At 60.2% G+C, this 23,988-nt stretch carries 21 protein-coding genes; 3 read left to right on the top strand and 18 right to left on the bottom strand.

From position 1 onward, the window contains the following. Positions 1-57: 57 nt before the first annotated feature. A complete protein-coding gene (locus GSQ81_RS00235) occupies positions 58-2,451 on the bottom strand; it encodes a family 78 glycoside hydrolase catalytic domain (RefSeq protein ID WP_158908754.1) in 2,394 nt (797 codons plus the stop codon). Positions 2,452-2,817: 366 nt separating this feature from the next. On the opposite strand from GSQ81_RS00235, the gene GSQ81_RS00230 reads away from it, so the two are divergent. After that, the gene (locus GSQ81_RS00230) at positions 2,818-3,372 is read left to right on the top strand and encodes a hypothetical protein (protein WP_158908753.1); all 555 of its coding nucleotides are present in this window, start codon (positions 2,818-2,820) and stop codon (positions 3,370-3,372) included. On the opposite strand, the gene GSQ81_RS00225 is transcribed toward GSQ81_RS00230, so the two are convergent. The 9 genes from GSQ81_RS00225 to GSQ81_RS00185 all read right to left on the bottom strand — a co-directional run bounded on the left by GSQ81_RS00225 (position 3,363) and on the right by GSQ81_RS00185 (position 14,100). Beyond that, complete coding sequence (locus GSQ81_RS00225; RefSeq protein ID WP_158908752.1) at positions 3,363-3,986, bottom strand: TetR/AcrR family transcriptional regulator; 624 nt, start codon at positions 3,984-3,986, stop codon at positions 3,363-3,365. The two genes, GSQ81_RS00230 and GSQ81_RS00225, sit on opposite strands and share 10 nt — an antisense overlap. Before the next feature lie 2 nt (positions 3,987-3,988). Next, complete coding sequence (locus GSQ81_RS00220; RefSeq protein WP_158908751.1) at positions 3,989-4,735, bottom strand: ABC transporter permease; 747 nt, start codon at positions 4,733-4,735, stop codon at positions 3,989-3,991. Beyond that, positions 4,736-5,521, bottom strand: a complete 786-nt coding sequence (locus GSQ81_RS00215; protein ID WP_158908750.1) for an ABC transporter ATP-binding protein — start codon at positions 5,519-5,521, stop codon at positions 4,736-4,738. A gap of 343 nt (positions 5,522-5,864) precedes the next feature. Next, positions 5,865-8,708 carry a TonB-dependent receptor gene (locus GSQ81_RS00210; RefSeq protein WP_158908749.1) on the bottom strand — a complete coding sequence of 948 codons (2,844 nt, stop codon included), beginning with the start codon at positions 8,706-8,708 and terminating at the stop codon, positions 5,865-5,867. 664 nt (positions 8,709-9,372) lie between these two features. Next, positions 9,373-10,110: a class II aldolase/adducin family protein gene (locus tag GSQ81_RS00205; protein WP_158908748.1), complete on the bottom strand. Its 738-nt coding sequence runs from the start codon at positions 10,108-10,110 to the stop codon at positions 9,373-9,375. Positions 10,111-10,114: 4 nt separating this feature from the next. Continuing rightward, positions 10,115-11,119 (bottom strand): radical SAM protein, encoded by a 1,005-nt coding sequence (locus GSQ81_RS00200; protein ID WP_158908747.1) that lies wholly within the window; start codon positions 11,117-11,119, stop codon positions 10,115-10,117. Between the two features lie 400 nt (positions 11,120-11,519). Continuing rightward, positions 11,520-12,527 carry a 3-dehydro-L-gulonate 2-dehydrogenase gene (gene yiaK, locus GSQ81_RS00195; protein WP_158908746.1) on the bottom strand — a complete coding sequence of 336 codons (1,008 nt, stop codon included), beginning with the start codon at positions 12,525-12,527 and terminating at the stop codon, positions 11,520-11,522. Between the two features lie 25 nt (positions 12,528-12,552). Next, positions 12,553-13,329: an SDR family NAD(P)-dependent oxidoreductase gene (locus GSQ81_RS00190; RefSeq protein ID WP_158908745.1), complete on the bottom strand. Its 777-nt coding sequence runs from the start codon at positions 13,327-13,329 to the stop codon at positions 12,553-12,555. Positions 13,330-13,341: 12 nt separating this feature from the next. After that, complete coding sequence (locus tag GSQ81_RS00185; RefSeq protein ID WP_158908744.1) at positions 13,342-14,100, bottom strand: hypothetical protein; 759 nt, start codon at positions 14,098-14,100, stop codon at positions 13,342-13,344. Between the two features lie 115 nt (positions 14,101-14,215). On the opposite strand from GSQ81_RS00185, the gene GSQ81_RS00180 reads away from it, so the two are divergent. After that, on the top strand, positions 14,216-15,301 hold the full coding sequence (locus tag GSQ81_RS00180) for a Gfo/Idh/MocA family protein (RefSeq protein WP_254059900.1): 1,086 nt from the start codon (positions 14,216-14,218) through the stop codon (positions 15,299-15,301). Between the two features lie 49 nt (positions 15,302-15,350). On the opposite strand, the gene GSQ81_RS00175 is transcribed toward GSQ81_RS00180, so the two are convergent. From GSQ81_RS00175 to GSQ81_RS00140, 8 genes are all read right to left on the bottom strand, one after another. After that, positions 15,351-15,557 (bottom strand): hypothetical protein, encoded by a 207-nt coding sequence (locus GSQ81_RS00175; RefSeq protein ID WP_254059899.1) that lies wholly within the window; start codon positions 15,555-15,557, stop codon positions 15,351-15,353. Positions 15,558-15,611: 54 nt separating this feature from the next. Then, positions 15,612-16,391, bottom strand: a complete 780-nt coding sequence (locus GSQ81_RS00170) for a glucose 1-dehydrogenase (RefSeq protein WP_158908743.1) — start codon at positions 16,389-16,391, stop codon at positions 15,612-15,614. A gap of 89 nt (positions 16,392-16,480) precedes the next feature. Next, positions 16,481-17,476, bottom strand: coding sequence for a tetratricopeptide repeat protein (locus tag GSQ81_RS00165; protein WP_158908742.1), 996 nt, complete (start codon positions 17,474-17,476; stop codon positions 16,481-16,483). Positions 17,477-17,564: 88 nt separating this feature from the next. Further along, positions 17,565-18,332 (bottom strand): OmpA family protein, encoded by a 768-nt coding sequence (locus tag GSQ81_RS00160; RefSeq protein WP_158908741.1) that lies wholly within the window; start codon positions 18,330-18,332, stop codon positions 17,565-17,567. A gap of 81 nt (positions 18,333-18,413) precedes the next feature. Continuing rightward, positions 18,414-19,787, bottom strand: coding sequence for a Tol-Pal system beta propeller repeat protein TolB (gene tolB / locus GSQ81_RS00155; protein ID WP_158908740.1), 1,374 nt, complete (start codon positions 19,785-19,787; stop codon positions 18,414-18,416). Positions 19,788-19,845: 58 nt separating this feature from the next. Next, a complete protein-coding gene (locus GSQ81_RS00150; protein WP_158908739.1) occupies positions 19,846-20,667 on the bottom strand; it encodes a TonB family protein in 822 nt (273 codons plus the stop codon). Further along, positions 20,664-21,080, bottom strand: coding sequence for a biopolymer transporter ExbD (locus GSQ81_RS00145; protein ID WP_158908738.1), 417 nt, complete (start codon positions 21,078-21,080; stop codon positions 20,664-20,666). The genes GSQ81_RS00150 and GSQ81_RS00145 overlap by 4 nt, the downstream gene beginning before the upstream one ends. Before the next feature lie 2 nt (positions 21,081-21,082). After that, positions 21,083-21,856, bottom strand: a complete 774-nt coding sequence (locus tag GSQ81_RS00140) for a MotA/TolQ/ExbB proton channel family protein (RefSeq protein WP_158908737.1) — start codon at positions 21,854-21,856, stop codon at positions 21,083-21,085. Positions 21,857-22,001: 145 nt separating this feature from the next. Between GSQ81_RS00140 and recN the strand changes: the two genes are divergently transcribed. After that, the gene (gene recN, locus GSQ81_RS00135) at positions 22,002-23,690 is read left to right on the top strand and encodes a DNA repair protein RecN (RefSeq protein WP_158908736.1); all 1,689 of its coding nucleotides are present in this window, start codon (positions 22,002-22,004) and stop codon (positions 23,688-23,690) included. The last annotated feature ends 298 nt before the right edge of the window (positions 23,691-23,988 follow it).

Genomic DNA, 23,988 nt, shown 5'->3' with positions numbered 1-23,988 from the left:
ATGCGCTCAGCACGACGGGCGTTTAGGGTATGTGTCCACGACAGCAATGGGGATGCTCTATGGCGTTTTGTCTTTGCTGCCGGAGATGATGACGTCGAGAGTTCCTTCGGTGATGGGATAGGAGCGGTCTTGCCAGCGGAAGGTGCCGTCAAGTTCGTGCGGCAGGTGGACGACAGCGTGGAGGCTTCCGTTGATAAGGGTGTATTGCACCTGGATGGGGCCTTTGGGGTGGGGGTAGCTGGCGGTGAGGGTGTGGAGTGGGCCGAGGTGGGGTTCGATGAGGACAGTCTTGAAGCCGAGGCTGGCGGGCTGAATTCCGGCGACGATGTTGAGCAGGTCGAAGTTGGGGTGGGCGCTCCAGGCGTGGGAGTCGGAGCGGGTGGGCTCGGGCTGCTCGGCCCAGGTAGTGAGGCCGAGGGCGATCATGTTGCGCCACGGTTGTAGCAGCTTGATATATTGGTCGCCCATGCCTGCGTGCTGGAGAGCGCGGTTGAGGTAGAAGCGGTAGTAGTACGACGCGGGTGAGATGGTTGAGGCGTTGGCGGGGTCAAGGATGTGGGTCATGATGCCGCGCTGGGCGGCGGCGGGTGCAACGTCGAGCCAGACGGCCATGGCGTTGGTGTGCTGGCTGTAGTGGTTGCCGTGTGGGGTGTCGGTGTAGAGATGGGTTTGTGGGTTCCAGCAGAGGGTTTCGATGGCGCTGACGGATTTGGCTGCGGTCTGGCGGTAGCGCTGGGCGAGGACAGGGTCGCCATAGGCGGATTCAAGCTCGGCGGCTTCGCGGAGGGCTTCGACGAAGTGGAGAGTAATGATGGCGGAATCGCCGTTGGCGTCCTGCGGTGGCTCGCCGCCTTTGAAGTCTTCGGTCCAGTCGATGAAGGACCACCAGGGAAGTTTGCCGATGAGACCGTTGGGGTTCTGGTGCTGGAGGAACCAGGCGAGGACGGTGCGTGTGCCTTCGAGCTGCTGGCGGACGAAGGCGGGGTCGTCGCGGTAGAGGGCGTAGTCATGGACCATGCCGACCCACAGGAGCGAGAAAGGCGGGATGGACTGGAAGAGGGAGGTGGGGTAGCGGCTAAGGGTGATGCCGTCGGGCATGCGCGAGTCGTTGATGGCGGTGATGGCCTGGCGGGCGAGGCGGTCGTCGCCTGCGTTGGAGTAGGAGATGAGGGCCTGCAGGCGAGTGTCGCCGACGTACTGGAGCCGCTCCCAGTAGGGCGTGTCCATGTAGGTGTCGTGGGCGTCGAGGCGGGCGGTGCGCCAGCCGATGTTCCAGATTTTGGTGAGATCGGGATCATCGCTGGTGAATTGGGCGCGATGGACGAAGGGGAAGGCCGAGAAGATAGAGCTGAAGTGGTGAAGTTTGAGCGGCTGGTCGCCGGTGTGGACGTCGATCTGCAGATAGCGCCAGGTGCGCCAGACGAAGGGGGCGAAGGTGCGGTGGGGGGAGCCGTCGGCGGTGTAGTCGTCGTAGATGCCCTGGATGGTTTTGCCGGTGATGTCGTTGCGGTTGCCCTTTTCGCCGTGGGCGTCGTAGAGGGCTTCGGCGTAGGTGAGGCGGATGGTGGCGGCGCTGCCTCCGCTGAGCGACAGCTCGGGATAGCCGGTGGTGAGGACGCCGTTGTCGATGAGGATGCTGGCGGTGGTGTTGGCGGGGATGGTGACGGCGTTGTCGGGGAAGTCTGGCGCGGACGCGATGCCGGTGGTGCGGAGGACTTTGCCGCCGAACTGTAGGGTGTACTCCATCTGCGGGAGGAGGTCGGGGACGAGCTGCCAGTTGCTGTCGGCATCGCGCGCGCCGCGTGAGGCCGCGCCGTCGAGTGGGACGGCGGGTGCCCAGTGGGAAGGATCGGTGATGGGCGCGTCCCATGCGGCGTCGAAGTCTTTCGCGTTGATCACTTCGATGGGTTCAGCGGCATAGTAGTTGCCAGCGATTGGCCTGGTGAGCGGCTCGATGGTCATGCCGTGATCGATCTCGGTCTGCCAGCTTTGGTTGGTGTTGGCTGACTCGGTTTCGGGAGTGGTGCCTTCGAGCAGGAAGGCGGTGCGGTTGGTGAACTGTGCGGCGGATTTGTATTCGCCGTAGTTCCAGACGGTGGCGGCGAGGATATTGCTGCCGGAGTGCAGGAAGGGCGCGAGGTCGATGGTCTCGAAGCGCCAGTGGGCGAGGTCGCCTTTGGCGGGGCCGCGGCCTGCGGTCTCGCCGTTGACGTGGAGGAGGAAGGCGTTGTCGGCGCTGACGCGGACGATGAAGTGCTCGGGCTTGGCGGGGAGGGCGATGGTTCGCTGGAGATGCATGATGCCGGGGGCGAAGGGTGGAAGGCCGGGAGCGGTGATCCAGTGGGCGTGCCAGCTCATCTCGGGAGCGCTGGAGCTTTGGGCCGGGCTGGCGGCGCAGGATGCGATGACGATGAGGATGGTCCCGGCGAGGCGCTGCGCAAGATGAGGCATCTTCTCTCCCTGATTTCAATACCGGTATATTGTGTGAAAAGTCGGCATGGAAGTTATAGCAGGATTTTGAGTGGGGGTTACTGCGGGGTGAGTATTATGGCTTTGTGATTGGAAGAGTTATGTCGCTAGCTCGGGAAGACGCGAACACTTATGATACGTTCTTCGGAAAGCTGCGAAAGAACATGTGACTATGCACTACGGATATCTTCAATCCGAACATGATCGCTCCAGTTGATCTATGCGATTATTTTTCCGTTTCATGTCCTTGAACCAGGGATCGATACATATCGAGCTAAGGCCAGATACATTTCTATGCCCCGAATCAATAGATTCTCGAAAACAGTAGTCTTTTGGATTTATATAGGAATGGCTATCGGAAGTTCTCTGGGGCAGGTTTCCAGCGCTATCCAGATATCTAACGCGTTGCACTTCGATGCAACATGGTGGAATCAGGTGTACAGCGAGGAGCAGCAGGGCTTTATCTACGGTTATTTAGACTGTCGTCCTTCGCCGAAGACAGCTAAAGCATCAATCGTTGATTACCAGAACGCGGTGACTGAAGAGTTGAGAACTGGGAAGAGCGGCGACCGGGATGCAGTCGCCAAAGCGATCCAGCATGCAGCTGCAACACTCAAATCCGGAGATATCCAAGGAGGAGAGAACTACACCGAACCTCACGGCTTTTTAGATGGTGAATGGTGGGGCGACTTCAGCGGCTCACGACCTTTGGATATCGCATTAAACAACAAGGGATATGTGGAGGGATATCTGGTGTGCAGTTCTATTCCTGTCACAGTCTATACGGTTCGCCGATATCAAAGTGCAATCGATCGGCATTACTCGGGTGGACGTCACTCCCATGACAAAATTGCTAACGTCTTGCAGCCCCTTATGAAGCCCCCAACCAACTCTCAAAAATGAGGTTTAGTAGATGGCTTCTGAGCTTTGCGCGATTGCTTTGCGAAGGCGGTGAGGAAGGCGTCGGCTACGTGGACTTCGAGGTCTTTGGGGGCGTTCTGGCCTAGACGTTGCGCGAAGATGTGGCGGTACATCATGGGGCCGAGGAGGAGGGCGATGCCGACTTCGGGATCGATGCCGGTTCTTAGCGCGCCTAGCTTTTCGCCGCGCTTGATGGTGGCGGCGAGGCCGATGCGTGCCGGTTCGAGCACCTTCGCTCGCCACGCTGCGCCGAAGGCTCGGTTGCGTGCGCTGTAGGCCATGAGGTGCGGCCAGATCTTGTCCTTCATGGCTTTGCGGTTGGCTGCGGGCTGGTAGCGTAGCTGGTCGATGAGGTCGGTGCGAAAGTCGCCTGAGTCGAAGATGGGGGGCTTCTCGTCGAGGCCGTGGACGTAGCCGAGGACTTCGAGGCAGAGTGCGTCCTTGTCGGTCCAGTGCTTGTAGATGGTGGCTTTGCTTACGCCGGAGGATTCGGCGATGGCATCCATGCTGGTGGCATCGATGCCATGCTCGGCAAATAATTCAGCGGCTGCTTCTACAACTTTGCGGTGTGCCTGAACGCTTCTGGGTCGTGCCATGACTAGGCTTCGATTTTGGAGAACAGGTAAGCACCGCCGCCGAGGAAGACACAGGCTATCGCTGCTAGGACGGTGATATCGAGCATGGCGCTGAACTGCCATACGTTGACGAGTGCGCCGCGCAAGCCGTCGACGCCGTAGGTCAGCGGATCGATGCGGACGATGATTGCCATTGCGGTCGGCAGGTTGGAGAGAGGATAGAGTGCTCCCGAGAGAAAGAAGATGGGGAGCACAAGGAAGTTCATGACTAGCTGGAAGCCCTGCATGTCTTGCAGGACGGAGCCGATGCCTGTGCCCAGCGCGGCGAAGACGATTGCGATGAGGATGACGAAGAGGAAGGCGAAGGGAATCGCCGTCCATGACTCGGGACGGAAGCCTGCGATGAGGCAGATGACGAGGATCAGCGTGCCCTGAATGATGGCGACGGTCGCGCCGCCGAGGGTGCGGCCGACCATGATCTGGAGGCGCGAGACCGGAGCGACCAGCGTCTCTTTGAGGAAGCCGAACTGGCGGTCCCAGAGCATGGCGATGCCGGAGAAGACGGAGCTGAAGAGTACCGTCATGCCGACGACGCCGGGGGCCATGAACTGCAGATAACTGCCGTGGCCGGCCTGTTTGAAGACCGGGCCGAAGCCGAAGCCGAGTGCCAGCAGGTAAAGGCAGGGCTGGCCCAGCGACACGACGATCTGCACGCGCGAACGCACGTAACGTTTTAATTCACGCAGCCAGAGAATATATATTGCGCCCATCTATCGCCTCCACATCTTCGCCATTTGGCGCAGGCCATCGGCCGAGTTGGCGCCTTCGTCGCGCAGGGATGAGCCGGTGAGCGCGAGGAAGGCCTCTTCGAGAGTTTCGGTGCTGGTCTGCTGTTTTAACTCAGCCGAGGTGCCTACGGCGATGATGCTGCCGTGGTCCATGATGGCGATGCGATGAGCGACGCGGTCGGCCTCGTCCATGTAATGCGTGGTGAGGAAGACGGTGGTCTTCTCGCTCTCGTTGAGGGCCTTGACGTGTGTCCAGAGCTGATTGCGGCTCTGAGGGTCGAGGCCGAGCGTGGGCTCGTCGAGGAAGAGGATGGCCGGCGTGTGCAGGAAGCCGCGGGCGATCTCGAGACGACGCTTCATGCCGCCGGAGAAGGTCTTGACGTAGCTGTCCTTGCGCTCCCACAGTTCGAAGGTCCTGAGCAGACGCTCGATGCGTTCGCCGCGCAGCTTGCGCGGGACGTGGTAGAGGACGCCGTGGAGGTCCATGTTCTCGTAGGCGGTCTGCTCGGCGTCGAGGCTGGGGTCCTGAAAGACGATGCCGAAGCGCTGGCGTGCCTCTTTGGTCTTGACGGTCGGGTCGAGGCCGTCGAGCTCGATGGTGCCGCTGGTGGGGCGCAGCAGCGTGGTCAGCATCTTGATGGTGGTGGTTTTGCCCGCGCCGTTGGGGCCGAGGAAGGCGAAGATCTCGCCCTGGCCTACGTCGAAGGAGATGTTTTTGACGGCGGTGAAGTCGCCGAAGGTCTTTACCAGGTTCTGAACGCGAATCATAGATAACCTCGGTCAGGTACTTAAACAATACTGAACAGTATAGTTCAGTATTGTCAAGAGGGAATTGCTTTCAACTAAAGAAAATGCTGTTGTGGGCGATGGTGGGGAGTGAGTTAGAGGATGCTGTCGTTCTGGAGAGGGTAGGAAGAACAAACAACGGCAAAGGCAAAATACAGGGTCTCTCCACTCCGCTTCGCTCCGGTCGAGATGACGGGGGTTGGGGTGGGTTGTTTTGTGCGAGACGGTGAGAGCATGGGCGCTTCGGGCAAAAGGCAGGGGTTCTTCGCTGCGCTCAGAATGACAGATATTTTTTTGATGATTCGATAACATCCGCTAAATAGCTTTAGAAGTTGAACATGGCCTGGAGGAAGACACTGCGGTTTCCTCCAGTGTTGGAGCCGAAGCCGTCTCCCGCTAGTGATTGGGTTTTTCCGAAGAGCGTGGAGTTCAGGACGCCGTTTGGTGTGCCTCGGTTGACGATGTTGAGAACGTTGAAGGACGTGGCGACGATGGTGAGACTGTATTTTCGGGGAACGCTGGCGTCGAGCTTAGGACCTGCCTGAGCGCCGCCGAGGCCACGTCCGCTGACGCTTCCGCCGCCTCCGCCCCCACCGAAGCCGCTGCCCGTGGTGCCTTTGATCTTCGGGCCGACTCCGAAGGCTTTGCTGATGCGCATGTGAAGCACGAAGTTGGCGGGACCGGTGCCGACGCCATAGGGAACGATGGGCTCGCCTTTACCAATCGGATTGGTGTCGAGGCATCCGTAGGGGGTGGAGACGACGTCGGCTGCTCCGCAGGTTCCGTAGGTGGGACGAGCGTTGAACTGGTTGTTCTCGGTGAGGTCGTTGCCAATGGTGAGGTTGTAGGGCGTTCCCGATTGCGCGAAGAGCAGAGGCGCGAGGATGATACCGTGCGGGGCGGCATAGGTGCCGAGAATGACGAGGCGGTGGTGGATGCCGAAGCTGGCACGGCCATAGTCGAGGCTGGGATTGCTGGCGACCGAGGGAGTGTAGGTGACGCCCTGCGTGTCGCTCTGGGCATCGTTGAAGGTGTAGGAGGTGTGAACTGAGATGTGTTTGTATTTGGTGTTGCCGGTGACGATGATCTGGTTTTGTTTGTAGATGCCGCCGGATTGGAACTGGTAGTTGTACTCAGACGGTGTGGGGCTGGTGACGGTGTAGGTGGCGGGATCGAAGGTGGGCGCGGAGATGTTGTTGGTCAGGAATTGATGGATGCCGCGAGTGAAGAGATAGGTTACGTTGACCGTGCCCAGCTTGCCGACGGCGCGGTCCATCCCGATGCCGCCCTGCATGTCGAGTGCGGCGCGGAAGTGGGGATCGATGCTGTAGACGGTGGGCAAGGAGGTGTTGGAGCCGTTGAGTGTGGCGGGCGTGGTGGGGTCGTAGAAGTCGGGGTTGTTGACGACGTAGCTCTGCTGGTTGATCCCGTTTTGATGGAGGGCCTGCATGATGTACGGCGTTCCTGTGGCCGAGCTGAAGGAGTTGGGGACGGTGAAGCGGTTGTAGAACCAGCCATAGCCTGCGCGGAAAACGGTCTTCGGCGGTGTGCTGCCCATGTGTCCGGGAGCCCAGGCGAGGGCAACGCGCGGCGCGAAGTCGGCGTGGTCGTGGATGCGGTTCTGGCCTTCGTAGCGGAGACCGTAGCTGAGGGTTAAGTTGGGCTTCCAGCGCCAGTCGTCCTGATAGAAGAGAGCGGCGTCGAAGAGGAGTACGCGCGCTAATGGGTTCTTGATGACTGTGGCTTGGTATTGATCGGGCTTTCCGGCGAGGTAGTGGTCGAGCGATTGAAAGATGTAGGTTCCGTTGGAGCCGGAGGTGGAGTAGTTGGCGTCGCGATAGGCCTGCAGGCGCGCGCCGAAACGAATGGTGTGCAGGCCCGCGGTTGCGGTGGAGTAGTTCTGCAGCTCGAAGACGTCCTGATGGTCCTGCACGGTGCCGGAGCTGTTGCCGCCGGTGGTGAAGGCTCCTTGCACGGTGACGGTTGGAGTGAGGGTGTTCGCGGTCTGGCTGTTGCGAATCTTTCGCCACTGGAAGTGCGTCTCGTTGAGGAGCTTTGAATTGACGACGACGGTATCGCTGATCTGAATGTCGTTTTCGAGCTGGGTCTGGTTGTAGGAGTTATCGGCAAGGACGAGGGTGCCGACACCGGCGTTGCTCTGCTGGTAGCGGGAGAAGGAGTCGCGGATGGAGAGCGTGTTGCTCTTGCCTAGCTGGAAGTCAAAGCGAGGGTTGAACTGCCAAAAGGATGAGGGGCGAGAGACGGTCTGCGTGATGTTCGTCGTGGTGTCGGCTGGATTGACGGCGACGACGAACTCCTGGTTCTGAAGCTGGTTGTGGAAGAAGTTCAGAAAGTAGGACGAATGCTTGGTAAGAGGACCGGCGACGTAGGCGGGAAGGGAGTAGCCGTGGTAGCTGGGCTGCTCCTGAACGAGCGGGTTGGCGGTGTTGAGCGCTGAGGAGGTGATGAACGTCATGACGTAGCCGGAGAGCTTGTCAGTGCCGGGCTTGGTGAGGATCTCGATTCGGCCGTAGCCGAGGCGGTCGAACTCGGCCGAGAAAGGATTTTGGTTGATACGAATCTCGCGGATGGAAGATTTGGGCGGGAGCTGGCCGCCGGCGAAGCCGTCGATGTAGATCTGGCCGCCATTGGGACCGGCTGAGGGTCCGGCGAGCGCCTGTAACTCGCTCTGGAGCTGGTCGGGATCGTCGGAGAGGGCGTCGAGGTCGTGGCCGCTGAGGACGATGGCACCTGAATTTTCATCGGGGTTGAGGCTGACACCGTTGGTTTTCGATGTGACCTGAACGTTCTGTTGCTGGACGGCGATGGCGAGGGTGAGATTCATCTGGCGGACGTGGCTGGAGATTGACACGTCGGTTTTGGGGAAGGTGAATCCCTGTGCGTCGATGGTGAGGGAGTAAGCGCCTGCGGGAACGTCGCGGAAGCTATAGTTGCCGTCGTTGCCGGAGGGTGCGGTGAGGACGGTGGCGTCTTTGGTGAGCGTGACGGTAGCTCCGGGGACTACGGCTCCGCTGGGGTCGAGTACCTGGCCACGGAGGCCGCCAGTGGTTTGAGCAGTGGCAGCGAGTGAAAAGGCGAAGAGGAGCGTGCCTAGCAGGATGGCTTTGGTTAGCAGGGACGGCTTCAGTGGGATCTGCGACTCAAGCATCAGAGATTTCCTCCATACCTATGTAGCAAACTACTGTATAGCTCGTCAAGTTGCGATAGGATTGCTTTTCCAGCGTGGCCATGAGAAGGCTGACCGACAGATTTTTGGGGCGGATCCTTTTTGAGACGGATGGATGCGGCTAAAAGTAAGCCGTGAGTGAACGATGGCTTTATGTTGGGGGAACGCGTGTCAGTTGTGTATTTGGATGGAGAGAACGGGCAACAGCGATAGATTTGTCGTTTCGGCTTCGCCTTCACTCCGGCCTTCGGCAGAGCGGAGGCCGCTTCGCGGCGGCTTTTTAGACGTGAGGCTGAAGCCTCGCTGTACCTAGCTGCAACTGCAGCGACAAAAGCAACTGCAAAGGCAAATGCAACGACAAAGGCAAATGCGGGGGTTCTTCGCTTCGCTCAGAATGACGACGTAAAACGAAATGACGGCGTAAAACGAACAACGGCAACTGCAAAAGCAGTGGCAACCTCGTACGGGGCGCAGCAGATAGAGCAATGGCAGGAGCAAAAACGAAATACAAGGGTCTCTCCACTGCGCCGCGCGATGGGGCTACGCGGCTTTGGTCGAGATGACGTGGTTTTTGGTGGTGCTGATTTGGTTGGGTGGCGGTTACCGCGGGTTGAGTTGAGTCTGGGACTTGGTTCGAGGCTGCGTCTCAGGCGCTGCAGGGTTCGTCGGAGGCGTTTCGCTTGTAGCGCGACTTTGCGCGGCGCAACTTTTCAAGGTCGAAGTCTTCGAGCGGGACCGCGCCGCCGAGTTGATGCGCGGCGAGGCAGACCTGGGCGAAGTGCTCGACGGTCTCGGTCTTCATGAAGGCGTCCATCAGGGTATCGCCGTAGGTCAGCAGGCCGTGGTTGGCGAGCAGGATGGCATCGTGGGTGAGGACGAAGGGCTGGAGGCTTTCGCTGACCTCTTCGGTGCCAGTGGTGGCGTACTCTGCCAGCGGGACGAGGCCGGTGGTCATCATGATCTCGGAACAGATGGGCTGGTCGAGTGGTTTGCGACAGGCTGCGAACGCGGTTGCGACGGGCGGATGCGCGTGGACGATGGCCTGCACGTCGGGACGCGCGCGGTAGACGGCGAGATGCATACCGATCTCGCTGGTGACCTTACGCAAACCGGAGAGCTTGTGGCCGTCGAGGTCCACTATGACCATGTCGGATGGTTGCAGGAGCGACTTGCTGCAGCCTGTTGGCGTCGCCAGGATGCGCTGACTGTCGAGGCGCACGGAGAGATTGCCGGCGGTCGCGGGGGTGTAGCCGACGCGATGCATGGCCTTGCCGATGCGGGCGAGCTGCTTGCGGAGATCCGCTTCGTGGGGACTCACCACAGCTACTGGGCCTGTGCTGGTGACGTGTAAGTGGATAGGCTCTTCGGCAAGGTATTGGGTCATCGCGCTATGAGGCTCTCCTTGTCTTCTCTAAAGTCGGGTCTAGCAGTTTCCTCACGCCCGTGCCAATACGGTCGGAGACCATAAATATACGACCTGCGGTAAGGTTTCCGGCAACTTTATGATGACCGACGGCGGCGAGGCCCATGGAGGCGATGCAACCGCACTGCGAACAATCGGGGTTGCCGCCGAACTGGCATGGCGTAATCGCGGTCTTAAGGTCGGCGGAGACGGTGTGGGTAGTGCGGGCGAAGATGCACTCTTCGGGTGATTTTGGCGGGTGGCGGAACTCTTCAATGCAGGATTCGTGCATGTCGAGGATGGGATAGAGAGGACGCAGGCGTAAAAGTTCAGCGATGACGGCGGCGCGGACTTCGGGGGTGAGGATCTCGGGACCTTCTGCGCCAATCTGCGGCGTGAAGATGCTCATCCAGACCTTTTTGGCCTCGGGGCGGGCCGACCAGAAGCGCAGAAAATCTTCCAAGTAGTGTGGCTTGTCGGCGATCTGGCCGGTGATGGTGCAGTGAATGGTGGCGCTTGCGCCCTCGAGGTTCTTGAGGATGCGCTCGTAGGTCGCGGGCTTGCGGCGGGCGTCGTGTTCGGGCTGGAGGCCGTCGATGGAGACGACGAGATTGAGCCGGGGAAGGTCTGCCCAGTGTTTTGGGATGGCGCGGAAGGCGCTGGTGACGATCTGAACGTGGATGCCGCGCTGGTCCAGTTCGGGTAGCAGAAGCTCTAGCTCGCGGTAGCGAACGAGCGGGTCTCCGCCGACGAGCGAAAGATGGAGGGGGCGATAGCGGTCGACGACTTCGAGGATGCCCTGGACCAGAGCGTCTCCTTTGAAATCGGATAGCTGGCGGAGGGTGGTTTCGCTGTCGCCGAGGTGGGCGTCGTCGAAGGCATAGCAACCAGGACAGCGAAGCGGGCACTCCTTTGTGATTTCAATGGATAAGGAGGGACGTCTCCCTTCCAGAATTCCAGCCCACGCGTGTAGCACTTCTGAAGTCTTCACCTGGTCTCTCCTGCGGCCAATTTGGCTTTGGGGTATCGATTCACCGGTTGTTTACGAGGCGATCGAGAGAGGGCAGCAATCTCCTAGCATCGTAGAACAGAAGAGAACTTCAGGGGCGCGCCAATTCTCCACTCCTGTTCTCGGCGATGGAATCCAGAGGATGCGATCCAGAGGGGTGCGAGGGGCTTGAACGCGGAGAGAGCCACGCTGAAAGCGGCTGCGATCAATCCCCAGAGCAAAATCACGGCGGTCTGATACGACCGGAGGCTGGTGGCGGGGAGATCGACAAGAGGGGCGATACAAATCGCGAGAATGCAAAGCAGGCAAACTGCTACAACCGCGAATTTAATCGCTTTCCCCATTCTGGATTAGACGAACGACAGAGCTGATTCGTTGCATCTTATTGCGTGGCATTAAGTTGCTGCCAGAGCTCGGGTTCTACGAGGACGCCAAGACGTAGATTCTCTTCGCGAAGATGGAGGGTTTGCTCGCCGGGGTAGCGCAGGGGGCGAGCGGGATCGAGTGGCGTGATGCCGTGGAGATTGGCGATGACGCCTTCTGCAATCTGGTTCAGCTCTTCGGCTACGCCGAGGTGGGAGGGATCGACGGCTAGGAAGAGTTGGGACTGGCCGGCTTCGCGCATAGGGTCGAGAGGGAATTGATGGGTGGCGAGGCCGCCGGAGAGCATGGCCGCCATCATGTCGAGAACGAGCGAGAGGCTGGAGCCCTTCCAGTAGCCGATGGGGAGTGCGCGCTGCGAGGCTTCGATGGCTGCGGCGTCGGTGGAGAGATTGCCTGCTGTGTCGTAGCCGCCGGGGACGGGAAGAGGAGCGTTGCGTTTGCTGTAGGCGGCGAGGGTTCCGTAGGAGAACTGCGACATGGCCATGTCGAGAACGACGTGTCCTTGTGGTCTCGGGACGGCGATGACGAGTGGATTATTGCCGACGGTGGGGATGGCGGTGCCCCAGGCGGGGAGATTGGCGAGGGTGTTGCTCCAGCAGAGGGAGAAGAGGCCGTGCTCGGCAGCGAGCCAGCCGTAGCTTCCGCCACGCATCCAGTGGTTGGTGTTGCCGAGAGCGACGGCTCCGATGCCGTTTTGTTTGGCGAGTGCGATGGTGCGCTCGATGGCGGCGTAGGCGTTGAGGTTGCCGGGGCCGCGGTGGCCGTCCCAGCGCTCGATGCTGCCGAAGGCGGCGGTGCGCTCGGGTTCGGCGTTGACGTCGATGCTGCCGTTGCGGACCATGGCGGCGAAGCGGGGAAAGCGGTTGAGTCCGTGAGTGTAGACGCCGTCGCGTGTGGTTTCGGCGAAGAGGCGCGCGCAGAGGGCGGCGCGTTCGCCCTGGAGGCCTAGTTGCTGTATGGCGTTAAGGAGGGCAGCGTAGAGGTCGGCGTAGGGGACTCGGAGCATGGAGATAGTTTATCGAGTGTGGCGGCTACATCCAGCCGGCGTCGATGATGTAGTTCTGGCTGGTGATGGCGGAGCTGTCGTCTGCGGCGAGGAAGAGCAGCAGGCGCGAGACTTCGTCGGGGAGGATGTGGCGCTTCAGGAATTGCACTTTGAAGAGCTCCTGTTCGTACTCGGGAGACATGTAGAGGCGCTGTTGTTTTTCGGTGAGGATGGCTCCGGGGAGGACAGCGTTAACGCGGATGTTGGCGGGGCCGAGGTCTTTGGCCATGGAACGGGTCATGCCCACGATTGCGGCTTTGGCGGTGACGTAGACGGAGAGGTGTTGCGTGGGAATCATCCACGAGATGGAACTCATGTTGATGATGGAGCCGCCGCCTGCGGCCTTCATGTTTGGAGCGACGGCCTGTGCGGCAAAGAATTGGTGGCGAAGGTTGGCAGCCATTCCGGTGTCCCATGAGGCAGCGGTGACGTCTTCGAAGCGATGGCGGTCATCGTTGGCCGCGTTGTTGATGAGGACGCGTGGTGTGCCTAGCTGCTCGGTGATGGTGGCTATCGCGGCTTGGAGGCTTTCGATGTTGGTCAGGTCGCAGTGATGGTAGAGGGGAGCGCGCTTGCAGCGTGGGGTGAGGTCTTCGATCAATGCGAGAGCTGGTTTGTCGGCTACGTCGAGAAAGGCTACGCGGGCGCCCTGGAGAGCGAACTGCTCGACGGTGGCGGCTCCGATGCCTGAGGCTCCGCCGGTGATGAGGACGACCTGATCGACAAGGCTGGGGTAGGTGGCGTAGATCGGCGCTGTGCTCATAAGAAATTCTCGTTAGTGGAGGAGTGGGGGAAGCTTGTCGGAGATGCCGAAGAGGAAGATGGCTCCGATGATGAAGCTGTAGGCCGCGGTGAGCGAGGTGACGACGGTCTGGATGCGCGGGCGGTTGGTTGCACCGGCGAAGATGCCTGAGGCGGATGCGGTCATCAGGGTGTTCATCATGAGCAGGCCGACGATGAAGGAGAGCAGGCCGATGAAGCCGCGGCTGGTGCCTCCGAGGTTTGCGGCGAGGAGAAAGAGCAGGAGCTGCGATGGGGTTTCGGCGCCGAGGCCGTGGATGATGCCGACGACGAAGACGGAGCTTTGGTTGTACTGGAAGGCGAAGGGTTCGGGTTGCGGGATATCGGGATTGAAGCGGCGACGGATCTGCCAGCCGGTGTAGCGTGCTCCGGAGATGAGGAGAGCGATGCGGCTGCGGGGGATGTGGTGGTGATGCTCGCTGTCGGGCTTGCGGCGGAGGAAGGTGACCAGCACATAGATGGCGAGGACGATGAGCGTGGCACCGACGAGGCGCTCGCTGACGGCATCGAGATGCGCGGGGAGCGAGAGGTGCAGGAAGATGACGGCGGAGCCGAGGAGGGCGACGGTAAGGGCGTGGCCGAGAGCGTAGAGCAGGCCGAGCTTCATGCCTTCGCGCCAGTTGCGCTGGACGCTGGTGATGTCAGAGATGGCTGCGAGGTGGTCGTAGTCGAAGCCATGGCGAAGGCCGAGGAGAAGACAGGAGAAAAGTGCGAGCTCGAGCGTGGACGACATGCAGGTTCCAAGGTACGGTGCGCGACGACGGGTTGCAAGCGGGTGCGAGGGCAATGTTGAGCGCGTTGTGCTCGTTAACAATAGAATGGCTTTTGCATTAGTGAATGGAGGACGGATGGATTTCGAGAAGGCGATGCGGGAGACTGTGGCTCCAAGGCCAAAGATGGCGCGGCCGATTGTGCTGATAGGCGCGGGTGGGATTGCGCATGATGCTCACCTTCCGGCTTATAAGAAGGCTGGGTTTTCTGTGGTCGCGGTGGTGGATAGGGACCGTGAAAAGGCGGGGGCGCTGGCGAAGAAATTTGAGATTCCGTTTGTGGCTGGGACGATTGCAGAGGCAGTGGCGTATGCGCCAAAGGATGCGGTATTCGATTGTGCAGTTCCGGCTCCATCGCAGACGGCAGTGCTGCCGCAGTTGCCGGATGGCGCGGCGGTGCTGCTGCAGAAGCCGATGGGAGAGACGCTGGCCGAGGCTACGGAAATTTTGAAGATCTGCCGGAGCAAGGGGCTGACGGCGGCGGTGAACTTTCAGTTGCGGTGGGCTCCGAATATGCTGGCGGCGCGTGCGCTATACGATGCTGGTGCGTTGGGTGCGGTGCACGATATGGAAGTTTCAGTGAGCTGCCATATGCCGTGGGAGCTTTGGAGCTTTTTGAAGACAGCGCCACGGCTGGAGATTCTTTACCACTCGATCCACTATGTCGACCTGGTGCGGAGCTGGTTTGGAAATCCGCTGGGCGTGTATGCGAAGACGGTGAGGAGTCCGCGGACGGCCGAGCTTGCGGCGACGAAGAGCGTGATTACGTTCGACTATGGCGATGACAAGCGCGTGTTCATCGCGGCGAACCATAGCCACGACTTCGACCCGAAGATGCAGCGGAGCTTTGTGCAGTGGGAGGGCATGGAGGGTGCGATGCGGGCTCGGATGGGAGTGAATCTGAACTATCCGGTGGGGCTGCCGGATAATCTCGAGTACATCGTTCGCGGCGATGCCGGATGGAGCGAGGGCCCGGTGAGCGGGAACTGGTTTCCCGATGCGTTCATGGGATCGATGGGATCGTTGCAGGCTTATGTTCAGGGAGAAGCGACGACGCTTCCTACGAGCGTGGAGGATGCGATCGACACGATGCGGACTGTGGAGGCGGCGTATATTTCGAGCGCGCGTGGCGGGGTGGAGTTGCCGAGGCTTGCGCTGGAGTAGGAATGAAAGGTGAACTCTGACGCGATGAGCTGCGTCGGAGTTCACATTTTTATTTTTCGGATTTGAACTCAGCTATGAGTTTTTGCGAAGCCTCAAAGGCCTTTGCGGAGTGCTCGTGCGCCTGGCGCGAGAGTTCGTGGGCGCTGAGATGATCTTCTTTGTTGTGGGATACCGCTGCCGCGTTGTGTGCGTGTGCCGCCTGAAGGTGGAACTCTGCGGCTCGCTGATGCATTTGGTAGGTATTTGTATCGCCCATGGCAGGAATCTCCTGTGAGGTTGGATGCCATGGGCGAGGTAGAGTTTTCCGGTGTTAGCGGCCCATCCAACCGCCGTCTACTGTGATGATGGTTCCGGTGACGTAGTCGCTGGCGCTGGAGCTGAGGAAGAGAGCGGCTCCGGCGAGGTCTTGCGGCTGTCCCCAGCGGGCTGCGGGAATGCGTTCGAGGATCTGGCGGTTGCGGGTCTCGTCGGCTTGCAGGGCTTCGGTGTTGGTGGTGGCGAAGTAGCCGGGAGCGATGGCGTTGACCTGGATTCCTTTAGGTGCCCATTCGTTGGCGAGGGCCTTGGTGAGCTGTGCCACTCCACCTTTGCTGGCTGCGTAGGCGGGGACACGAATGCCGCCTTGAAAGCTGAGCAGGGAGGCGATGTTAACGATCTTGCCGGGCGCGTTGCGGGAGATCATGTCGCGCGCGGCGAGCTGCGAGAGCTGGAAGACGCTGGTGAGGTTAACCTGTACGACCTGCTGCCAGTCTTCGAGCAGGGTATCTTCGGCGGCGTTGCGGTGGATGGTTCCGGCGTTGTTGATGAGGATGTCGACGCGGCTCAGTTTCTGCTTGACCTGATGGAAGAGCGTCTCTGCTCCTGTGGTGCTGGAGAGGTCGGCCTGAAAGGCTTCGGCACGGCCACCGGCGGCGTTGATGGCGGCGGCGGTATCGTCGGCTGGGCGGCGGTTGCCGTGGACAGCTACGGTGGCTCCGGCCTGCGAGAGAGCGGTCGCGATGGCTGCGCCAAGACCGCTGGCGGCCCCGGTGATGAGGGCTACTTTGTTGTCGAGGCGGAAGAGGTCGAGTGCGTTTGAAATATTTGACATCGTTAAGCCAATGTACCGCCCTGACGAGAGCAGGGCAACCCAGTGAGAATTGCCTGAGTTGCCCTGCTTTTCATTTGCTTGATGGGGGATTAGTGGTGCGGTTTTACAGGAACTCCCATGCCGCTCAGCTTGCTGCGTGCCTGCATCGCCTCGGGAGAGTTGGGGAAGCGCTGGATGAGGTCACGAAGCTCGCGGACGCCGTCTGCCGTCTGCTTGGAGGCAATCAGTGCGTTGCCCTTGTGCAGACGCGATACCGGAACCTTGTTGCTGGCGGGGTACTGGCTGATCACCTTGTCGTAGCTCTTGATGGCTTCGACATAGTGTCCGGCGCGATAGTCGATCTCGCCAAGGTAGTAGAAGGCGTTTCCGGAGAGAGGGTTGTCGGGATAGTTCTTGGTGACGTCTCCGAACTCTGAGGAAGCCAGTGAATACTTGGCAGACATATAGTCGCCGAGAGCGGTCTTGTAGAGCTCGTCGGCGGGAGGAGATGCTGGAGCGCCGTTGTCGGCTGGTAGCGGTGTGCCTGCAAGAGGCTTGCCATCAGCTCCAGTATTCGGGGCAGGCAATGCAGCAGCATCGGATGGTGCGTTGGCAGGAGCGGCGGTGTTATCCGGGATACCGCCACCGGCAGCAGGCTGCGCGTTCTGCATGTTGGCATTGATCGATTGCTGCTGGTTCTGGATGTTCTGAAGTAGCTTTTCGAGATTGCCGATGCGCGCCTTGACCTCGTCAAGGGAGTCGTTCATGGACTGGATCTGGCCGGAGACCTGGTCGATCTTGGTGCCTTGCGCATTCTGCTGTTCCAGCATTTGCTTCTTCAGATCATCCATGTTGGACGACATCTTGTTGACGGCGTCGGCGCTCTGCTGAACGAGGTCCTTCATGACGCCCATGCGCTCGTCGTTGGTCTGCTGGAGACGGGCGACGGCATCCTGCAACTGCTGGACCTGGGTCTGAAGCTGGATCATGTCGCGGTTCGCAGCGAAGGCGGGCGTGGTGAAGACCATCACGGTGCCGAGAATCGCGACCGAGGCGAGGCGGATCGATTTGTTGGCGGAGGAGAGCTTGTTCTTTTGGTTGGCCATGGGCGACGCTCGGCTTTCTGGATGCTGTCAGCCCCCGTGCAGTGAAATGCACGGGGGCTGAGGTGAGTGAGTGAAAAACTGCTCTAGACTAGCGGTCGAGGGAGAACTGCCCACGGCGGTTTTGCTGCCAGCAGCTCTCGTTCTCGTCGGTGCAGAACTGCTTCTCCTTGCCGTAGCTGATGACGCGGAGACGGCTTGCGGCGACTCCGGCATTGACCAGCGCGGTGCGGGCAGAGTTGGTGCGGTTCTCGCCAAGCGCGAGGTTGTACTCGGCCGATCCACGGTCATCGCAGTAACCACCGATGACGACCTTGATGGCGGGGTGCGCTGCTAGATAGCTGGCAGCCTGTGAGATGGAGGACTGAGCATCGGGACGGAGATCGTAGCTGTCGTAGTCGAAGAAGACGTCCTTGACGTTCTGGTGGAAGACCTCGTCGCTGCCCATGTCGCCGTTCTCGTTGGCTGGAACGGTGGGAGCTTCAGGCACACGAACCGTAACGCGAACATTGGCCTCCGTGGTGCCGCCATCACCCTTTGCAGTGAGATGGAAGTTGGTCGAGGTGGAAGGAGATACAGTCTGGGTGCCGTTGGCATTCACCGGGCCGATGCCGTCGATGGTGACGCTGCTGGCATTTTCGGTGCGCCAGTTGAGGACGACAGACTGGCCGAGGTCGATGGCCGTGGGGTCGGCAGTGATGGTGGCCGTCGGTGCTGCTCCGGTCTCCGCAGGCCCAGGCCCGAGGCTGTTCGGGTTGACGCCGCTATTTTTTTTGTGGCAACCGGTGACGGCTCCCAATGCGATTACGGTAGCGGCCAGCACAATGGCCCGGTTGATTTTGGTTCGCGTTACGTTCATCGTATCTCCCTTGCTCAAGCAGCAGTATCTCAAACAATCAAAGTTGACTGCGAAACAACTTTCGCAGAGGTACAAAAGTATTTATTTCCAGCTCCAGTTTGGCATGTCTCCACCGGCGCCGGTGAGCTCATGCTTCTGGGTGCCGTCGGCGAGCATGGTCCAGATCTTGTTCTGAGCCGTTCTGCCGTTGGCGGCGCTGGCGTAGACGATGTGCCTGCCGTCGGGCGACCAGGAGGGGAAGTCACATGGGCCTTGATCGTGGGTGAGCTGAATCCAGCGCTTGGTGGCGACTTCCATCACGTAGATGTCCTGTCCGCCGGGTGCGCCAGGGCCATATTTACGGTTCCAGGCGAAGGCGAGGAACTGGCCGTTGGGTGACCATGAGGGCGAAGAGGCGTAGCCGCCGTCGGTCATGCGCTGAATGGCAGAGCCATCCGTGTCCATGATGTAGATCTGCGGCAGGCCGGTACGGCCGCTGACCCAGGCGATCTGGGCACTGGTCTTCGGGTTGTAGACGGGCGAGACATCCGGACCGCGGAAGCTGGTGATGCGCCGCGCGAGGCTGCCGTTGGCGTCCGAGATCCATATCTCAGGGTCTCCAGTACGGGAAGAGGAGTAGGCAACGTCTTTGCCATCAGGAGACCATGCTGGTGAGATGTTGGTGCCGCCTGACTCGGGGAAGTTGACCATCCGGTTGAGCAGGAGCGAGTACATGCGAATCTGGAAGCCGTGCTTGCCCAGCGAAGAGAAGGCAAGGCGGGAGTTGTCGGGCGAGATGCGCGGCGAGATGGAGACGGTGCCGAGATGGGTGACGGGGTGCTGGTTGGCTCCGTCGTAGTCCATTGCCCAGATCTCTTTGTTGCCGCCGCCAATCTTGACGTAGTAGATCTTGGTTTCGGCGATGCCGGGGGTGCCTCCGCCGAGGCGGAAGATGATCTCGTCGGCGAAGCGGTGGGCTACCTGACGGGCGGAGTCTTCAGAGGCTGCTTCGTTGTACTGCTTGGCGAGCACCTGGGGATACTGCGTGTTCTTGGCGTCGAAGAGATAGCCGTTGCAGATGATTCTGCCGTTCTGAACGCTGAAGCCTCCGAAGGCGACCATGGCCGCTGAAGAGGGAGCAGCGGACCACTGCGCGAGGCTGATCTCGGCTGGTGCGCCGGGCGTGGACTGCGGCTGAAGACTCTTGGAGACGACGTCGAAGATGCCCGCGTTGGCAAGATCGTTGTAGAGGGTCGTATCGAAGGTGTGCTTGAACGGAGAGGTCTGCGGGTCGGTTGAGAGCGGCTTGAAATCGGCGACAGCGATGCGGATGCTGGAGGCGCCGCTGGAGGTCTCGGTCTTGAACCAGTCCTGTGCATGGAGCGCGGAGACGCTGAGCAGAAGGACGGACATGGCTGCCAGCCAGATGGGCAGGCGCACGGAGCGACGGTTGGATGTGCGGTCTGGGGTAAGCATTCTCTCCTATGGTAGATGCAAATAATAGACGCGGTGCGTTTGAAAACGTTAAAACACGTTACTGCCTGCGGTAATTGAATGTGTACTCAACAGTTATATGGTCGCCCTGAGGCAGGGGGCCGAAGCCTTCGACTCGCTGCAGGGCGCGAAGGGCGGAGGTGTCGAGCGAGGGAGAACCGCTGCGGGTCTCGACACGGGCGTTGGAGGGAACTCCCTCGTGATTGATGTCGAAGACGATGGTGACGCTTTTGCCGTTGGAGGCGACGGGGTCAGCCTCTTGGGTGAACCAGTTCTGTGCGACGGTGCGATTGACGATGTTGACGTAGTAGGCGAAGCGCGCTCCGAAGTTACGATCCTGCACGCTCATGCTGGCGGAGCCATTTTTGAGTTGCATGGTCGCTTCAGGAATGCGGATACCGCCGGTGTCGCCTGTGGTGGCCTTTTTAGGCTGAGGCTGCACAGGTTGAACATGTTTGGGTGGCTGTGGGGTTTCTTTGGGCGCGACTTTTGGCGGCTTCACAACCTTGGTGGGGATGGGAATAGCTTTCAAGTCTGGGGGGGGCGCGGTCTTTTCCTTCGCGATGACGGGAGCAGGGCTTGGCGTCTCAGAGGTGAGTACACCTGTGTCGAGATCGCGCTGCTTGGGTGGAAGGGGAATGGACGCGACCATGGTGGCCTGAATGGCTCCGGCATTGGCTGTGTTTTCACCCCATGGCGGCGTGTGCGCACGAAAGATATACGCCCAGCCGAGGATGACTGCGACGACGAGCGCGTGCAGGACGAGCGAGCCGACGAGGTTGCCGCCGAGCTTGTCATCGGTGCTGGTGTCGCGGCTGTATTGGAGCTGAGTAGCTATGACCCGGTCCTCACTTGGCTTCACTTCGATTGGATCGGCTGGGTGACGATGCTGATGTCGGTGATGCCGGCCTGCTTGACCGCATCCATCACAGAGGCGAAGGCGCCGAAGGGTACGCGCTCGTCGGCGCGCAGGTAGATAATGCGCTTCGCAGTGGGAGCAGAGCCAACGGTTCGCAGCAGATTAGGCAGGTCGTTGACGTTGACCGGCTTGTCCTGCAGAAAGACGTTCTGGTCTTTGTCGATGGTCACGACCATGCGCTCTTCGGTGAGTTGATTGACTGCACGCGTCTTGGGAATGGCCACGATGACGCCGGACTGAAGTACGGGCGCAGTCAGCATGAAGATGAGGAGCAGAACGAGCACGACGTCGACCAACGGCGTGATGTTGATCTCGGCGAGCGCCGTCTGCGTGCGACCTTTGGCGGAGAAGGCCATTGCTAGAAGGCCCTCCGGCGTGGCTCTTCGGGTTGCTGAGGTTGTGCGGGCGGTGTGGCCAGAGCAGAGTTCTCGATGGCGTTGAGAAGCTCGCGGCCGAAGTCGTCCATACGTGAGGCGAACTCGCGCAGGCGAGCGGTGAGCTGGTTGTAGCCGACGACGGCGGGGATGGCGACGATAAGGCCCGCTGCGGTGGTGATGAGTGCTTCGGAGATGCCGGGTGCGACCGCGCGCAGGGTGGCTGCGCCTGCGGTGCCGAGGCCGTGGAAGGCGTCGATGATGCCCATGACGGTGCCGAAGAGGCCGATGAAGGGAGCGATGGCGGCGATGGTGGCGAGCCAGGTCATGCGACTCTCCATCGCGGTGAGGGCTTCGCTGGAGGCGGTCTGCGCGGCGCGTTCGAGGGCGACCGGATTACGTGGCATGCCGCGTCCGCCGTTCTGGCGCTGATACTCGTCGTGAATCTCGACGAAGACCGGGACGAGCGGGCTGGGCTTGAACTGCTCGGCGACAGAGGCGATCTCGCTGAGGCGACTGGATTTGCGGAAGGCACGGACGAAGCGCTGGCCCTGCATCTGGGCGCGGCGGAAGCTTGACCACTTGGAGAGCATGATTGCCCAGGAGAAGACGCTGGCAATGAGCAGGATGACCAGCACCGTGAAGGCGACCGGGCCGCTGTTGTGAACCATCTCTACCAGCGCGCTGCCGTTGGAGGCTATGGGAGCCGGGTTAGAGACGTCTTCCTGGAGGAGAGCAAGGGCGAAGGTCCAGAGCATAGTTATTGATCACCAGTCGTTAGTGTAAATCGTGGTTCGGGCGAAGTGCAGGTGGGGGCATCTGCTGTGATGCCTAAGGGGGAGCGATAGATGCTTCGGCACGAGGTTTGCTATTCTCGCGATACGTCATCCGACTGAGGCTTACATGCTGCTGGAATTGCGCGCGGAAAACTATGCTGTGATCGACCGTGCGGTCGCTAACTTCGGGCTGGGATTGAACCTGCTGACCGGAGAGACCGGAGCGGGTAAATCGATTTTGATCGATGCGCTGGCGCTGCTGTTGGGCGGCAAAGCGTCTTCCGATGTAGTGCGGCACGGGGCCGACAAGGCTGTCGTGGGATGTGTCTTCGAGATGACTCCCGGCGCGATGGTAATTCTTGAAGCGAACGGGATCGATGCCGAGGCTGACCATATATTGCTGCGACGCGAGATTGCGGCGAATGGTAAGGGGCGGGTGTTCGTCAATAATCAGCCCGCGACGGTAGGGGTGTTGCGGCAGCTTGCGCCGGAGCTGGCGCTGGTGCACTCGCAGGGAGAGACGCTGGGATCGTTCGACCAGACGCAGCAGAGGATTTTGCTCGACAGGTTTGGCGCTATCTCGACGGATGCTGTGGCTGAGGCGTTTGCGGTGTGGCGAGCCACGACGGACAAGCTGGATGAGCTGCAATCGGCGGAGCAGGATCGTCTGCGGATGGCTGACCTGTGGAGATTTCAGAGCAAGGAGATTGATCAGGCAGGGCTGTCGGCAGAGGACGAGGACGTTCAGTTAGAGGCGGAGAAACGGGTGCTGGGGAACGCCGAAAAACTTTATGCAGCGGCCATGGGTGCTCATGAACTGCTGTATGAGTCGGAGAATTCGGCTGAGGCGGCGCTGGGCTCGGCGTTGAAGCATCTTGAGGAGCTGGCGCGGTACGACGCGCGGTTTCAGGAGCCTGCGCAGCAGTTGGCAGCGGCGAAGGCTGCCGTTGAAGATGTGGACGCAGGAGTGCGCGATTTTGCTGACAACATTCATGCCGCGCCGGGACGGCTGGAGGAGATTGAAGATCGGCTTGCAGCTCTCGATCGGTTGAAGCGCAAGTACGGGCGGACGCTGGCGGAGGTCATCGCCTTTGGCGCAGAGGCGGCACGACAATTAAGCGAGGTGGAGAACAGAGACGCTCTGCTGTTGGAGCTGAAGGCGAAGGAGTTGCAGGATGCTGCGGCTTATCAGGCAGCGGCGAAGCAGCTTTCTGGGAGCAGGGCAGAGGCGGCGAAAAAGTTGGAGAAGCTGGCTGAGGCTCAGATCAACGACTTGGCGATGAGCACGAAGTTCAAGATTCAGGTGACAATGGACCAGGCTTCGAGCGCTTGGACGGCGCATGGATGGGACCAGGTGGAGTGCCTGATTGCCACCAATGCGGGCGAGCCGTTAAAGCCGCTGCATGAGATTGCCTCGGGCGGCGAGATGTCGCGTGTCATGCTGGCGTTGAAGGTGACAGTGGAAGAGGGAACTGCTGGTGCGCGGAAGAAAAAAGCGCCGCTGCCACGCACGCTGGTCTTTGACGAGATTGATATTGGTATCGGCGGACGGGCTGCCGAGGCGGTGGGGAAGAAGTTGAAGACTCTATCGAAGGGCCAGCAGGTCTTATGCATTACGCATCTTCCGCAGATTGCGGCATTTGGCGACCAACATTTTCTGATTGAGAAGACAGAGAAGCGGGGGCGGATGCAGACGGATGTTCGGCGTATGGAAGATGCGGAACGTACGCAGGAGATTGCCCGGATGCTAAGCGGGGCGAAGTTGACCGAGACCAGTTTGAAGCACGCTGAACATCTTCTGCAAAGTAGCCGCTAGCAATGCACATCTTCACTGTCGGCGATGGCATCCCACGGAACAGGCAAGTCCTGGAGGAATACCAATGGCTACAGAATCGAAGAAATGCGCAATGGAAGGATGTACCTGTATCCCGGCTGAGGGCAAAAAATACTGTTCAACCTACTGTGAAGATGCCAAAGGTGTGACGACGTTGAAGTGCGAGTGCGGGCATCCCGGGTGCAAGGGTGAGAAGCTGTAGTTGGACTGCCCCCTAAACCTTTGATGGGAAATATTTTAGAGAACCTTTCTGATAGTTGACGGGAGGTGTTCCTTTGAT

The organism is Granulicella sp. L56 (genome assembly GCF_009765835.1).
Classification (GTDB): Bacteria; Acidobacteriota; Terriglobia; order Terriglobales; family Acidobacteriaceae; genus Edaphobacter.
This window is presented reverse-complemented; position numbering and strand designations above follow the sequence as displayed.